At 37.9% G+C, this 14,711-nt stretch carries 20 protein-coding genes; all 20 read left to right on the plus strand.

What is annotated here, in order from left to right:
* The coding region (locus SLH52_RS21585) for a DEAD/DEAH box helicase (RefSeq protein WP_320211270.1) at nt 1–2,056 on the plus strand (2,056 nt) is incomplete at its 5' end.
* A 192-nt stretch (nt 2,057–2,248) separates the two neighbouring features.
* Nucleotides 2,249–2,521 carry a hypothetical protein gene (locus SLH52_RS21590; RefSeq protein ID WP_320211271.1) on the plus strand — a complete coding sequence of 91 codons (273 nt, stop codon included), beginning with the start codon at nt 2,249–2,251 and terminating at the stop codon, nt 2,519–2,521.
* Nucleotides 2,518–3,051 carry an ERCC4 domain-containing protein gene (locus SLH52_RS21595; RefSeq protein ID WP_320211272.1) on the plus strand — a complete coding sequence of 178 codons (534 nt, stop codon included), beginning with the start codon at nt 2,518–2,520 and terminating at the stop codon, nt 3,049–3,051. Before SLH52_RS21590 ends, SLH52_RS21595 begins: the two co-directional genes overlap by 4 nt.
* A complete protein-coding gene (locus SLH52_RS21600; protein WP_320211273.1) occupies nt 3,048–3,602 on the plus strand; it encodes an HTH domain-containing protein in 555 nt (184 codons plus the stop codon). The genes SLH52_RS21595 and SLH52_RS21600 overlap by 4 nt, the downstream gene beginning before the upstream one ends.
* Before the next feature lie 195 nt (nt 3,603–3,797).
* Complete coding sequence (locus SLH52_RS21605; protein ID WP_320211274.1) at nt 3,798–3,941, plus strand: hypothetical protein; 144 nt, start codon at nt 3,798–3,800, stop codon at nt 3,939–3,941.
* An 18-nt stretch (nt 3,942–3,959) separates the two neighbouring features.
* Complete coding sequence (locus SLH52_RS21610) at nt 3,960–4,088, plus strand: hypothetical protein (protein ID WP_320211275.1); 129 nt, start codon at nt 3,960–3,962, stop codon at nt 4,086–4,088.
* A gap of 118 nt (nt 4,089–4,206) precedes the next feature.
* Nucleotides 4,207–4,440, plus strand: coding sequence for a hypothetical protein (locus SLH52_RS21615; RefSeq protein WP_320211276.1), 234 nt, complete (start codon nt 4,207–4,209; stop codon nt 4,438–4,440).
* Nucleotides 4,441–4,612: 172 nt separating this feature from the next.
* Complete coding sequence (locus SLH52_RS21620; RefSeq protein ID WP_320211277.1) at nt 4,613–5,134, plus strand: hypothetical protein; 522 nt, start codon at nt 4,613–4,615, stop codon at nt 5,132–5,134.
* Entirely contained in the window at nt 5,124–6,917 is a 1,794-nt protein-coding gene (locus SLH52_RS21625; RefSeq protein WP_320211278.1) for a phage terminase large subunit family protein, read from the plus strand. The genes SLH52_RS21620 and SLH52_RS21625 overlap by 11 nt, the downstream gene beginning before the upstream one ends.
* A gap of 3 nt (nt 6,918–6,920) precedes the next feature.
* Nucleotides 6,921–7,151, plus strand: a complete 231-nt coding sequence (locus SLH52_RS21630; protein WP_320211279.1) for a DUF6148 family protein — start codon at nt 6,921–6,923, stop codon at nt 7,149–7,151.
* Entirely contained in the window at nt 7,148–8,710 is a 1,563-nt protein-coding gene (locus SLH52_RS21635) for a phage portal protein (RefSeq protein WP_320211280.1), read from the plus strand. Before SLH52_RS21630 ends, SLH52_RS21635 begins: the two co-directional genes overlap by 4 nt.
* Nucleotides 8,655–9,752 carry a head maturation protease, ClpP-related gene (locus SLH52_RS21640; RefSeq protein WP_320211281.1) on the plus strand — a complete coding sequence of 366 codons (1,098 nt, stop codon included), beginning with the start codon at nt 8,655–8,657 and terminating at the stop codon, nt 9,750–9,752. The genes SLH52_RS21635 and SLH52_RS21640 overlap by 56 nt, the downstream gene beginning before the upstream one ends.
* 6 nt (nt 9,753–9,758) lie before the next feature.
* Entirely contained in the window at nt 9,759–10,130 is a 372-nt protein-coding gene (locus SLH52_RS21645) for a head decoration protein (protein ID WP_320211282.1), read from the plus strand.
* Nucleotides 10,131–10,145: 15 nt separating this feature from the next.
* On the plus strand, nt 10,146–11,189 hold the full coding sequence (locus tag SLH52_RS21650) for a major capsid protein (protein ID WP_320211283.1): 1,044 nt from the start codon (nt 10,146–10,148) through the stop codon (nt 11,187–11,189).
* Nucleotides 11,190–11,201: 12 nt separating this feature from the next.
* Nucleotides 11,202–11,612 carry a hypothetical protein gene (locus tag SLH52_RS21655; protein WP_320211284.1) on the plus strand — a complete coding sequence of 137 codons (411 nt, stop codon included), beginning with the start codon at nt 11,202–11,204 and terminating at the stop codon, nt 11,610–11,612.
* 2 nt (nt 11,613–11,614) lie between these two features.
* Complete coding sequence (locus tag SLH52_RS21660) at nt 11,615–11,950, plus strand: hypothetical protein (RefSeq protein WP_320211285.1); 336 nt, start codon at nt 11,615–11,617, stop codon at nt 11,948–11,950.
* Nucleotides 11,951–11,956: 6 nt separating this feature from the next.
* Nucleotides 11,957–12,514, plus strand: coding sequence for a phage tail protein (locus tag SLH52_RS21665; RefSeq protein WP_320211286.1), 558 nt, complete (start codon nt 11,957–11,959; stop codon nt 12,512–12,514).
* Nucleotides 12,511–12,993, plus strand: coding sequence for a hypothetical protein (locus SLH52_RS21670; protein ID WP_320211287.1), 483 nt, complete (start codon nt 12,511–12,513; stop codon nt 12,991–12,993). The genes SLH52_RS21665 and SLH52_RS21670 overlap by 4 nt, the downstream gene beginning before the upstream one ends.
* Complete coding sequence (locus SLH52_RS21675; RefSeq protein WP_320211288.1) at nt 12,983–13,258, plus strand: hypothetical protein; 276 nt, start codon at nt 12,983–12,985, stop codon at nt 13,256–13,258. Before SLH52_RS21670 ends, SLH52_RS21675 begins: the two co-directional genes overlap by 11 nt.
* Nucleotides 13,258–14,709 carry a phage tail sheath family protein gene (locus SLH52_RS21680; RefSeq protein WP_320211289.1) on the plus strand — a complete coding sequence of 484 codons (1,452 nt, stop codon included), beginning with the start codon at nt 13,258–13,260 and terminating at the stop codon, nt 14,707–14,709. Before SLH52_RS21675 ends, SLH52_RS21680 begins: the two co-directional genes overlap by 1 nt.
* The last annotated feature ends 2 nt before the right edge of the window (nt 14,710–14,711 follow it).

Consider the following 14,711-nt stretch of genomic DNA (forward strand, 5'->3'; position numbering starts at 1 on the left):
AGGCAAATTCCAATACTATGAGCCTAGCGGACACACGCCCACGACATACAACCATGAAGCTATCAAAGTAAAAAGGTACATTCCGAAAGATACAGCAAAAGAGATCCTTAGTAGGCAGCAAAGAATATTAGTAAACTCTGCTACTGGAAGCGGAAAAACAACGGCATTTTTAGATGCATTCAAAGAACTGGAGAGCGAGAAAAATCACTTTTACATATTTTCAGCTCCAACAATTGCCCTAACTTTGCAGAATGCTACTAAACATAAGCTAATGTGCGTGAAGGGGCAAACTAAGAACCTGTTTAAAGAGGTTGCTCATTATGTAAGAAGTGGCAAGCGTATTTTCATATCAACCTATGATATGGCACCTGTGTTAGTTGAGTTTTTACGAATACTAAATGAGAATATGAAATTTAGTTTAGTAGTAGACGAGATGCACAAGTTTGTAACAGATTATGATTTGAATTATCGCTATGAAGCTATCAAAAACTTACATGAAATCAGCCATCAAGCTGCGTCATTTGTAGGTTTAAGTGGAACGATTGATGATATTTACAAAAATGAATTTGAAACAGTAATTGAAATTGATAACGGAAATCCTCAGTCACCATGCCAGGAGTTTGCAGTGTACACCTATGAAAAGAAAGCTGACTCGTTGCCTGAACTAGCACAATTAATTGAGGTATGGACAAGCAAGCGCAAATTATTGATATATATACAGTCAAAAAAGCAGATTGAGAAGCTTAAGAAGTTGTTACAACGCAAGGGAATAAAGGTACGAGCGATAAATGCGAACAGTAAGAGCAACCCAACCTACAAGCAATTAGTAGATAGTGAGACGATAGATTCTGATGTACAAGTAGTTTTAACAACGAGCGTTATTGCTGATGGAGTGAACATTCAAAATGATGTTGAATGGGAAGTTATTGCAGTCTGTAACGATTATTCTAACCTGTTTAATTATTCATCTATTAAACAAATATCGAACAGATTACGGAACACATACAGAAGGTTTTCCGTTTTCATGCAAGAGCCACGCAACAAGGATAAACAAAGGTTTGAACTAGAGAATGCGTACCAATTTCGCCTACGGTTGGCGACACAAATTGTTAGTGAAATCAATGGCCACCCTTACTTTGATCCTAGCTTATTTCGTTCAAGTATTATCGAGCGTAGATATGGCATCTATCAAGGTATGGAAGGCTTAGAAATAGATACATTATTCCTGCGTCACGCAGTGTCAGAAGAGCAAGAACGATACTTTTACGGTTATCGAATAGCATTTATTGAAGCAGTAGAAAAAGCTCTTCACATGAAATCTGAAGGCATCTTGAACATATCCGAAGAGATCCGTCAGAAGAAACTAGACTTAACATTCATAAGGGATATCCTGAATGAACTTGATGAATTAGAAGAACAAGAGGAAGAGGAAAAGGCTTCCGGCATAGGTCAAATGTTCACACAAGACATTTACAAGGCATTTGTGGAACAAGACGAAGTGAAGCTTAATGAGTTCAAACAAGTTGTGTCACCTATACATTATTCTTGCCTCACAAAAATTACTAATCTAGCTGACTTCCGAACTTGTCACAAGATAGTTACGAAGGTGCATCGTAAGGCCGACACACACGCCTTCTACAATGCGATTAGGCATCTAGCAGAGGCAAACTACTTGATGGCTTTATCTCGCCCCAGCAAGACCAAAAGAGTATTGGTAGGATTACTTAAACTTGAGGGATTTATGCCTAATGTTGAGTTTGAGAGGTGCCTTAAAAAGATTGCTAAACAAACGAAAACCACAAAATCAGACGTGAAATTAGTTGAGAAGATGCTTGAGTTTGAAAAGGTTCGAAACAAGAAGGAACGACACAAGCGAATTGTAGGGATCATTAAGCTAGAGAGTATTGTTGAAAGGTTCGAGTTGAACATGGATACAGTTAAGGCTATTACATTGAATTACAGTAAGCAAAAAGGCAAGACATTTGAAGCTGTAATTAAGAGTAAATTTGCGCAGATTGAGAACCGTACTAAAGAGGGGCTAGAAACGTTGATTTAATCGCATTTAGGGGTGACAGTTAATCCCCATAATAGTTAGTAATATATAAACAAATATCATGGGTTTAATTGTCACCCTAAAACGTTGATATACCAAGGATTACAGCGTGTCAAAATGCACGAAAATTAAATGCAAAATGGATAGCTTCAAAACAGGGCATTTTTTCTACAAATTTGTGGGGGTGAAATAGCCATGAAAAACAGCCAAAATGTTAGGCAAACGATGATGAAAATTATTAATTTCTTATTAGGTATAGAACAGGAAATTAATTTCAAAATAAATGATTGGTTAAAACATGATGATGAAGCTTTTCAACAAACTGTGAAGCTGTTCAATCAATTAGCAGAAAACGGTTGGAAGGATCATCATGATAACTTTACAGATTACGAGAGCAAGGACACGGACCAAATAGCAGCAGAGCTATACAAAAGGGCTATGTCATATTTCAAGGGGGTTGCTGCATGAATACAGCGTTACAGATGCACTTTACAGATACCGAGATTAAGAAAATAGAAAAGAGTCTTGTGATTATTACAGATACGAGAGAGCAGCAAAATAAACATATCCTTGAGTACTTCGATAAAAAGAAAATTCCATACAAACAAAAAGCCATGAAAACAGGCGATTACGCTGCAATGATACCTAAAAACCCGGAGCTAGGGATCATGCGTGATATATACCTTAATGCAGTAATTGAGAGGAAAAATAGTATCAATGAACTTGTGAGTTCAATCAAGGATAGACAACGTTTTGAAAATGAACTGATAAGAGGATCTAAACACCCTTTCTTGTTACTGATTGAGGATATGGACGGGTACAGAAAAATATTGATGGGCGATTACAGAAGTGAATACAAGCCCAAATCATTACTGGCAAGCATAAAGACGTTTGAAGCAAGATACAACTTTACTACTGTGTTTATTGATCCAATATTTACAGGTAACTATATCTATCATCATTTTCTTTACAGAGCAAAGGAGGCATTGAAGGGATGAATAAAAAGAAAACCAATCACACAGCGTTAATGGAACAAGTTGCTAAGATCAGTGCTGAAACGGCAGTAAATGCAGCGATTGAATATATGGAAGAGCAGAAAAGAAAAGAAGAAAAGGAAAGACGAGATAAACGGCTACGCAACACAAAGCTATTACTGAAGAATTACCGTTCCTTTGTTCTTCATACAGAGGAAATTACAGAGGACATTAATATCCTTAATGAATCAATACTCGATGATATGATTGAGGTCAATGAGCTTGCTGTAGAAAGCATCAGACGTAGTAAAAAGCGCACGTTAGCAATGGTTAAGTTCATGAATCAAATGCTAAGTATCTACAAAGTTATATGCGAGAATTCAAGTAAGCCTGAGGATATGAGAAGATATGAAACGGTTTATCTCATGTACATTTCAGAGGATAAAATGACTGCTAGTGAAATAGCTGAAACCCATAACATTGATAATCGTACTGTTTACAAAGATATTGATTCTGCAGCAAAAGAGATATCAAGTCTTATCTTTGGTGTAGATGGTATACGATTTGTAAGTTAGGGCAAAAAGAGGGCATTTTATGTACAGTACATGGATGTTACTATGATATTGTGAAGTAGTTGTCTCACATTCCTCCTTAGTATAATATTAGTGTTTAAAGTCTATCCGATGGGTAGGCTTCTCTTTTTGTTAAAGGGATTAAATAATAAATATAGAATCTATTAGTATAACAACAATGTGCGAGGTGATACGATGATGGCCGGAGACACTTCAGTTCCTACAGGCGGACGTAGTAGAAGTGGAAGTGGTGACGTTCCAGTTCCTACAGGTGAAAGATTTTTTAATCAAGATGAACCGATAGGAGGGTTTATGCCTCCGATTGATCCTGATATAAGTTAACTTGAAAGGGTGAATGATATGAGAAAAGATCCTATCAATCCTGGAGGGCACCATTTAGATCCGATTAATCCAGAGCCAGGTGGAGGACCATCAGTTAAACCTGGAGGCTATCATTTAGATCCAGTTGAACCAAAGCCAGGTGGTTAATAAATATTGAGTTACAAAGTCTATCCAATGGGTAGGCTTTATTCATATAATTTTCAATTTACCAATACAGGAAGATATCTCCTTTTGTCGAAATAAGTAGAGTAAAGGAGGTGTTAACATGGAGAGTCTAGAAAAGTATGAAGTTATATATAGTTTCCCAGATGGATCAACTGTAATAGAAGAATTCGATGCCAAAAGCATTGATGACATCTTATATAAGCATGATCTACAAGCTAGCAGGTGGTTTTCAGTTAATGGTGAAAGAATTTGGATAAACAAAGAATATATCCAATATATAAAAATTTTAAAAAAGAAAGCGAAAAGAGTAATGGATAAGCCATCATACTTGTGAGCATTCCTTCAGGAGTGCTTTTTTATATGGAGAAATACTAGGTTCTTTTGGGACTTAAATTCCTTGCGGGTAGTCGCCACCCCGAAATTTGGCTAGTTTCAAATGAAAAAAGGTCATTTTCGTTTTCGAATATAAATCTTGGGAAATATTTTTTTGAAAGGCGGTGAAACCCTTGTCAAATAAAGGTTTAAGCAAAGAATTAAAAGTTGTAACAAGTGCTCAAATTTCGAAAATCCTTGGTTTTACAACTGCAAGAATACGACAACTAGAATCAGAAGGTGCGCTTGTAAAAATATCTCACGGTAAATTTGATTTACCAGCATCGATTCAAAAGTATGTGGAATATATACGGCTTCAAGAAACTCCTGAAGAAGAATTAGACAAAACAACTGAAGAAACCTTATTGGTTAAAGCCAAGCGTGAAAAAGCTGAGCTTGATTTATCACTTATGAAGGGGCAAACACATAGATCAGAAGATATTGAAAGTGTCATGAATGACATGGTTGCAGCCGTCCGTTCAAAAATCTTAGCATTACCATCAAAACTAGCACCTCAATTAGTGAATTTAGAAAAAATTGCGGTGGTTAAAGAAAAGCTAACTAGTGAAATGCACGATGCTTTAACTGAGCTGTCCGAATATGATCCAGAAGTGTTTTATGGTTCTGAATATGTGGAGTTGGAGGATGATGGATAAAAATGTTGTTAAACTGTTTCGTAACATTGCTAAACAATTTGCGCCACCTCCCACCCTAACAGTATCTGAATGGGCAGATAAATATAGAAAACTATCTCCAGAAGCATCTGCAGAGCCAGGACAATGGAGAACAGATAGAGCACCTTATCAACGTGAAATTATGGATGCTGTTAATTCATCTGAATATGAAACAGTAGTCATTATGTCCTCAGCCCAGGTCGGAAAAACGGAACTGTTATTGAATGTCACAGGATATTTTATCGACTATGATCCAGCACCTATGATGTTAGTACAACCAACTGATAAGATGGCTGAGGCGTTTTCTAAAGACAGGCTTGCTCCTATGTTAAGGGATTCACCAACACTCAAAGGTAAGGTGAAGGATGTAAAATCAAGGGACAGTGGTAATACATTGTTACACAAAAAATTTGCTGGTGGTCATATTACATTAGCTGGTGCTAATTCCCCGGCTTCTCTTGCTAGTAGACCAATTCGCATTGTTTTACTTGATGAAGTGGATCGTTTTCCTTTATCAGCAGGCTCTGAAGGTGATCCCGTTTCACTAGTATCTAAACGAACAAATACCTTTTGGAATCGAAAGAAAATCCTCGTGAGTACGCCCACAATTAAGGGTGTATCAAGGATTGAATCTGCTTATGAAGATTCAACAATGGAACAGTGGCACTTGCCTTGTCCTAATTGTGAAGAATACCAGCCTTTAACTTGGGGGAAGATCAAGTTTGACCAGCAACCAATCACAATGGAATGTGAAGATTGTGGGTTCAGATTTACCGAACAGGAATGGAAAGCAGGAAAAGGTAGATGGGTGGCTCGGAAAACAAACGTAAAAGCTCGTGGTTTTCATCTTAATGAGTTATCTAGCCCTTGGAAACGCTGGGAAGAAGTAGTGAATGATTTTAAAGAGGCAAGAGAAGTACAGAAAAAAGGTGACAACGAGCGTATGAAAGTGTGGGTAAATACTTCTCTTGGTGAAACGTGGGAAGAAGATGGGGAACAATTAGACGAAAACTCATTGATAGATAAGCGTGAAGTTTATAAGGTTGACGTTCCTTTAGGTGTAAAAGTATTAACGGCTGCCGTGGATGTACAGGGCGATAGGCTTGAGTGTGAAGTTGTAGGTTGGGGAGCTGGAAAAGAATCATGGGGTATTGAATATAGGCGTTTTTATGGGGATCCTAGTGAACCTGAAGTGTGGAATGAACTAGATGATTATCTTGATCGCACTTGGAAACGTGAAGATGCTTTGGATTTGAAAGTTTCTTGTACTGCAATTGATTCAGGCGGTCACCATACGACAGAGGTTTATAGATTTTGTAAAGCAAGAGAGCACAGGAGAATATTTGCTATAAAAGGGCAAGGGGGCCAAGGTGTTCCCCTTATTGGGCGCATGTCTCGTACAAAACGTGAGAAATGCGCTTTATTTATTGTGGGAGTTGATTCAGGGAAGGAACTAGTAGTATCTAGGCTTAAAAAGGAATTTCAAGGTCCAGGATTTTGTCATTTTCCAAGCCAAGCTGATAAAGGGTATGACGAAGAATATTTCCGTGGTTTAACCTCAGAGAAGAAAGTCATTAGGTACCATAAAGGACGACCAAGGTTTGAGTGGGTAAAGGTAGGAAGTGTTAGAAATGAACCACTTGACTTAAGGAACTATGCAACTGCAGCCCTTGAGATATTGAACCCTGATTTAGATAAAGAACAACTTGTGAGAAAGAAACGTGTAAAAAGAAAACGTGGTGTATTAAGTAAAGGTGTGCAATAGGAGGTGAACGGAACAATGCCGTGGGATTTAGCAACTGCGAAGAAACATTTAGATGCGTGGCTTGAAGCAGAACTTGCTGTTTCAACAGGTCAATCTTATCGTATGGGACCATCACAATTGACTCGTGCCGATTTAGGGGAAATTCGTAAACAAGTTGAGTATTGGAAAAGAGAAGTTATACGACTTCAGTCAGGTAAAAGACGAGCAAGACGTATTGTTCCCCGTGATTTATGAACCGTCTTGATCAAGTAATTTCAAGCATATCACCTAAATGGGGATTAAAAAGGCAGGTTTCAAGGCAAAAACTTCAATTGGTGAATTCAGGATATGGGAACCATGGAGCTAGTAGGACCAAAAAGTCATTACTTGGGTGGAATTACAGAGGTGGTTCACCAGATGAGGATATTATTAAAAACCTTGATGTATTACGTCAAAGATCAAGGGATTTGTATTCAGGTGGAGCTGCATTAGCAACAGGGGCATTAAAAACATCACGAACAAACGTAATTGGTACTGGATTAAAGTTAAAGCCCTCTTTTGATGCCAATTTTTTAGGTATGTCGGAGGATGAAGCGAAAGAATTCAAGCAAAACATTATAAGAGAATTCGACTTGTGGGCAGATTCTAAGAATTGTGATGCAAGCAGAATGAATAACTTCTACGACTTACAACAATTAGCGTATCTTTCTCAATTAATGAGTGGAGACACTTTCGCATTGTTACCTTTCATTGAGCGAAAAAACAGCACCTATGACATTTGTGTAAGGTTGATTGAGGCAGATCGCTGTTGTAACCCTGATCAAAAGAAAAATAAAGACATTATGGGCGGGGTTGAAGTTGATGAAAATGGGGCGGTTATAGCCTATCACTTTGTCAATCAGCATCCACTAGGGGTTCAGTCAAAGAAAAAAGAGTGGTCAAGAGTAGAGGTTTTTGGTGAAGAAACAGGGAGGCGCAATGTTCTTCATTTAATGGAGTCTGAACGTCCAGAACAGCGCAGGGGTGTTCCTATCCTAGCCCCGGTCATTGAGTCATTAAAGCAGATAGGAAGGTACACAGAGGCGGAATTAATGGCTGCAGTAGTGTCAGGGCTATTTACAGTCTTTGTCCAAAGTAATCAAAGTGATGATCCATTAGCTAGTGGATTAGAAGAAGATGAACAATTAGATCCTGAAAATAACGATGCCATTGAACTTGGAAATGGTTCTGTTATTAATTTACTACCAGGTGAAACAGTAGAGACAGCGAATCCTGGTAGACCTAATGCTGTATTTGATACATTTGTGACTGCCATTCTTAGGCAAGTTGGAGCAGCATTAGAAATACCTTATGAATTACTTGTCAAACACTTTACGGCAAGCTATTCAGCGAGTCGTGCTGCATTACTTGAAGCGTGGAAGTCATTTCGAATGCGTAGAGCTTGGCTTGTATCAGATTTTTGCCAGCCTATTTATGAGGAATGGTTTGCTGAAGCTGTAGCAAAGGGGCGTATCCTTGCACCGGGATTCTTTGATGATCCACTCATTAGAAAAGCATATACAAAAGCTGAGTGGCATGGACCTTCACCAGGTCAAATTGATCCACTGAAAGAAGTAAATGCAGCAACGAAACGTATTGAACAAAAGCTGAGTACAAGGGAAAGAGAAACAGCCGAATTGACAGGCGGTGACTTTGAAACAAATGTCCGTCAATTAATAAGGGAAAATAAAATTCTCGAAGAAGGAGGCTTGATGGTCATTGACTCAGAAACAGAAGAAGTTTTGGAACATGGTGAAAAACGAGAAGAAGAATAGCGGTGAAATTAAAATATACGGTGAAATCAGTGATTACAATTGGTGGGGAGATTCTATCACACCAAAAGATTTTGCTACTGATCTAGCAGATTTAGGTGATGTTGAAAACATTGATGTGAGAATTAACAGTGGAGGCGGTGGAGTCTTTGCTGGATTATCTATCTACAATCAATTAAAAAGACATTCAGCAAACATAACAGTGTTTGTTGATGGTCTTGCAGCCTCCATAGCGTCTATCATTGCAATGGCTGGTAACAAAATCGTGATCCCTACAGGATCTTTTTTTATGATTCACAACCCAATGTCTAGTGTATGGGGAGGTGATGCAAATGAATTGAGGGAAACAGCAGAGTTATTGGATAAAATTCGTGATTCCCTTGTAGATGTTTATGAAGCGAGAACGAGTATGAATCGTGATGAAATAGTAGAAAAAATGGACAATGAATCTTGGTTTGGAGCTAGTGAAGCCGTTGAATTTGGATTAGCAGATGAAATAGAAGAAGCCATGTCGGTGACTGCAAGCATGCAGGGGCGAATGGCTATTTTTAATGGAGTAAACATTGATTTATCTCGTTTCACAAATGCTCCTAAGCTCCCAAAACAGCAAGCAAATCCATCAAATGAGCCACAAAACATTGTTCAAAATACTAATAACGAGGTGAAAAAAACAGTGAAAAATCTTGAAGAATTAAAAAATGAGCACCCTGATATTTATAATCAAGCCATACAAGCAGGAGCAGAACAAGAAAGGGGAAGAATTGAAGCCCTGGATAAAGTGAAAGACAGTAATCCTGGTAATGATGAAATTATTAATAAAGCAAAATATGAAACTTTCAATACTGCAGAACAAGCAGCATTGGACATTTTGAATGCTCAAAGTGCCAAACGTAATGATTATTTAAACAACGTAAAAAATGACGCTCAAAATTCAGGTATTAACAACGTTACACCACAAGAACCACATAATCAAAAAACGGTAAATGAAGAGGCAAAAGAAAAAGGTAGCGCCATTGCTAACTTCATTAATAAAAACAGGGGGTAATTGACCATGCCGGAACAATTAGTAACTGATATTGGTAGTAGAGATTTTGACAATCTCATAGCTGGTGGCCAAGAGAATATTACAACAGGGGTTGTTACTTTAAAAGGTGGAAATCAATACACCCGTGGAACAGTAGTCGGTCTTTTAACTGCAGATGGCAGTTCCGTTATTGTTGATTCTAGTAAATCTGATGGTTCGGAACGTCCTTACGGAATTTTAACAGATGATGTTGATACTACAGATGGAGATATGGAAGCTGTTGTTTATCTCACTGGAGAATTCAATGAAGATAAGCTTACTTTTGGTGGGGCAGATACACCAGGTAATCACAGGCAATCATTAAGAGAAATGGGCATTTTCATTAAGAAAATAGGATAGGGAGGATTTAATTTTATGACAATCAGTTTATATGATCCACGTACAATGTTAGAAGCTGTAAGACAAATGAAGCCTGTTAATACATTTTTAAAAGATACCTTCTTTTCAAATAATCGTACTTTCACTACTGAAACTGTAGATGTTGATTATTACAAAGGACGTAGAAAAATGGCTCCGTTTGTATCACCAAGACTAGCTGGAAAGGTAATAGCAAGAGAGGGATTTGACACAAAAAGCTTTAAAGCTCCGTTAATTAAGCCTAAAAGAGTTATTACAGCCGATGATTTGTCGAAACGTTCAATGGGAGAAAATATTTATAGCGGTTCAACACCTGAAGAAAGACAAGCTGAAATGTTAGCAAATGACCTTATGGAACTTGACGATATGATTACAAGGCGTGAAGAGTGGATGGCTTCACAGGTGCTGTTTACTGGACAAGTTCATATGGTGGGTGATGGTGTTGATCAAGTATTAGACTTCAATTTTACAAATAAAGTTGTGCTTACTGGAAGTAAATTATGGGATGATCCGAATTCAAACCCTTACGCAGATTTGAAAGAATGGCGTTTGAAAGTAATTAAAGCCTCTGGTACAACACCTGACCGAGTTATTTTGGCAAGTGATGTAACTGAGAGTTTTATTAACCATCCTAAAACAAAAGAGTTACTTGATAATCGTAGAATTATCATGGGACAAATCAATCCACAAACATTCCCTAATGGTGTGACGTATCTTGGTTCTATATCTGCGTTAGGTTTAGATATTTACAGTTATGATGAGTGGTATTATGACGATGAAACAGACCCTGAAAATCCTACAGAAAAGCCAATGGTTCCAGAAGGTACAGTATTTTTAGGTTCTACCCGTTCTCGTTCATCAATGTTATATGGTGCGGTAAACATTATTCAAAACGGTGAAAATTTCGGAACGTTTGAAGGAACAAGAATACCTAAATCATGGGTTCAAAATGATCCAGATGCTAGATTCTTGCAGATTAATAGCCGTCCGTTACCTGTTCCACATGAAGTAGATGCTTGGCATATTGCTCAAGTGCTGTAAGGGGTGAGGTAAATGAACATTATTTGTAGGTGGCCCATTCAAAAGGGAAAGGAAATTGTGCCGGTTGGTGAACCAATTGATCTACCTGTAAATGAAGCAGAGCGTTTAATTAAAAAGGGGCTTGCAGAGGAAGTAAGGACTATCCCATTGCTTGAAGGCAGTCATACTACTGAATTAGCAGATGAAGTTGATCAAGAAAATATCAGTGAAGATAGTGACTATATAGAAATAACAGAACAAGAGTACCAGGAACTACATCAAGCATTGTACCAAGCATTTAATAAAGATCCATTGATTACAGCAGCAAAGGCTGTAGGCGTGGAATTAAGTGAAGAAGATGTGAAGAAGAAAGACTCTGTGATTGAACAAATTATAACGCAAGACAAGGTGGATGAAGTTCTTGCTACAAAAGAAGTTGATTAATCATGCCTAAGCTGCGTGATTATTTAAAATCTGATTTAAACACTTTTTTTAATACAGATGAATTCGGTGAGGTGCATACTTTAGGCTCGAAGGAAGTTGTGATGATAATTTATGAAGATGGATTCGGAGAGAAATCGGGGAGAGCGAATGACCTTGAAAATGCCACTCAAAGCATCTATGAATCTGTAACTACGATTTACCTAAAAGCTTCTGACTATAAAAAGCCATCTGTTGGGAAAAGAATTAAATTAGATGGCAAAAATTATTATGTTGTTGATACATCTGTAACAGGCGAGATATTAAAAATCAGTTTAGAGGCAAATGAAAGTTACGGGTGATGCCCTATGATAAAAATTAATGCAGAACAGTTAGAAAAACTAGAGGGTATATTTGCTAATACTCCTGGTCAAATTCCCATTGTTACAGCAAGAGCTATAAACCGTGCTGCAGAAGCTGCCAAAACACAGGCTAGTAGATCAGCACGGGATATTTATATTATCAAGCATAAGGGTATTACAGACACTATCAAAATAAAGAAAGCTAATTCTAGTAACTTGAATGCAAGTGTTCGTTCGCGTGGTTCTAAGATTGATTTAATCAAGTTTAAAGTTAATCCTAAAAAACCACAACCTAAACGGAAAACACCTATTGTTGTTACTGTGAAAAAGGGATCAAAAAAACCTTTTAAAGATGGCTTTGTAGCCGAAACATCAAACGGACACATAAATGTGTTTACGAGAGTTTCAAATAAGAGGCTCCCTATTAAGGGGCACTATGGTCCGTCAGTTCCTCAGATGCTTGGCAATGAATCAGTTGTAAAACATGTTGAGGATCGAGCTTATGAGGTATTAGATACAAGGCTAGAGCATGAGATTAACAGATTGTTAGGGGGTAGATCATGACAACGCCCATTAATTTAGTAGATGAATTGGTTAAATTTATTGAAGGTGTAGTTAAAGAATATGATTTAACTACCAAAATAAAAGGGGAGAATAAAGCACCTTCTGTGTATGCTGGCTATCTCCCACCAGAGGATGATGATGGCGAGGAAAGATTAACACCTCAAGATTATCCTTTTGTTATTGCTCGCTTTGTATCGAATACAGATGATTTCTCTAATGGGGATTCTGTTAATATTCGTCTAGTTATAGGTACATATAGCGAAGATGAACAAAATGGCTGGCGTGACACGTTAAACATTGCAACTAGAATCAAAATTGAGTTGAAGAAAAAACAAATATTAGGTGCATTTGCCCTTACGAATCAGATCCAAGTAGAACTATTCGAAGAGCAATTAGTACCTTTTTGGCATGCAATCATGGATTTGAGTTTTAACGAACCTCAAGTCCAATCAGAAACGGGGTTTGATTATGACAACTAAAAAGAAGAAAAAAGCAGCCTCTACTAAAGGGGCTGTTTTAATTTATGTGGGACCATCTAATAATTTTATTGCTCGATATTCTAGTTATAAAAATGGGTACCCAGCCCATTTAAAGGACCATTTAGAAAAATCTCCTACACTAAAAACACTGTTCGTGGAGTCAGGAAAATTTGCAGAGTTTGAAAACAACGTAAGCCAACCAGGTACCGTTGAGAATATTCGCTTTCAGGAAGCGAAAAAGTATTTTAGTAAGGCGGTGAAATAATGAGTTACAGACATGGTGTTTATGTATCGGAAGTACCAACGTCAGTCATATCGCCAATTGAAGCTACTGCAGGGCTGCAAGTTGTCGTGGGTACAGCACCGATTAATCTAGCAAAAACAGATGAGTATTTCAGTAAACCTTTATTAGCTTACTCATTAACTGAAGCTGTTGAAGCACTAGGGTACTCAGATGATTTTGAGAACTACACCTTGTGCGAAGCCATGGACAGTTCATTTAGGCTCTTTGGTGTTGCGCCTGTAGTTTTTATCAATGTATTGGATCCTGAAACTCATAACACTACTGGAGAGAAAGAAATAAACCTTGTAAATCAAAAAGCCACTATTGATGAACAAGGCATATTGCTAGATAAATTGACTGTAAAACTAACTAATGATGCAGCAGAAGCATTAGTCAAAAATACAGACTATCTCGCAACATTTGATAATGATGGCAAAGTAGTAATTGCTATTATTCCAGGCGATGGGGTTACTGCGGAACAGGAAAAGCTCTATGTATCTTATACAAAGCTAGATCCATCAAAGGTTGATAATGACGACATTATTGGTGGTGTGGATGTTGATACTGGGGAAGCCACAGGGCTAGAGCTGATAAACAACGTATTCCCTAAATTTGGACTTATTCCTGGTCAAATACTTGCTCCAGGATTCAGCACGGAGCCAACCGTTGAGGCTGTGATGAAAGCTAAAGCTGGGAATATTAATACGTACTTTAAGGCTGCAGCATTAACGGATGTTGATTCATCTACAGCAGATACCTATTCAAAAGTTGCTGAGTGGAAAAACCAAAATAACTACACAGGAGCAAATGAAGCTGTTTGTTGGCCAAAAGTAGCCCTAGGTGACAAGGTTTATCACATATCCACTCAATTAGCTGGACTTAATGCACGAACGGATGCAGAAAACGGTGATATCCCTTATGTGAGCCCTTCTAACAAGAATTTGCAGATGAATAGAGCTGTTTTAGAAGATGGCACAGAAGTTAACTTGGGACCTGATCAAGCAGCATACTTAAACGGGCAAGGAATTGTTACGGCATTAAACTTCAGTGGAGGATGGAAAGCCTGGGGAAATAGAACAGGGGCTTATCCTGGTACTTCTGATGTGAAAGATACGTTTATTCCTGTCAGGCGGATGCACAATTGGATTGCAAATACTATTGTTCTTACAACTTGGCAGAAAGTTGATGGACCAATTAATAAAAGATTGATTGAAACAATTGTAGATAGCCTCAACATTTGGCTCAACGGCTTAACATCAACAGGCGCATTAGTTGGTGGAAAAGTGGAATTCAGGAAAGAGGAAAATCCAACAACTGATCTATTAGACGGTACAGTGCGGTTTCATGTTTCTCTCGCTGAACCAACGCCAGCAAGAGAAATAGAATTTTTACTTGAGTTCGATGCCACTTATTACAATAGATTGTTTGAATAAGG

This window comes from Cytobacillus sp. IB215665 (assembly GCF_033963835.1).
Taxonomy (GTDB): Bacteria; Bacillota; Bacilli; order Bacillales; family SM2101; genus Nanhaiella.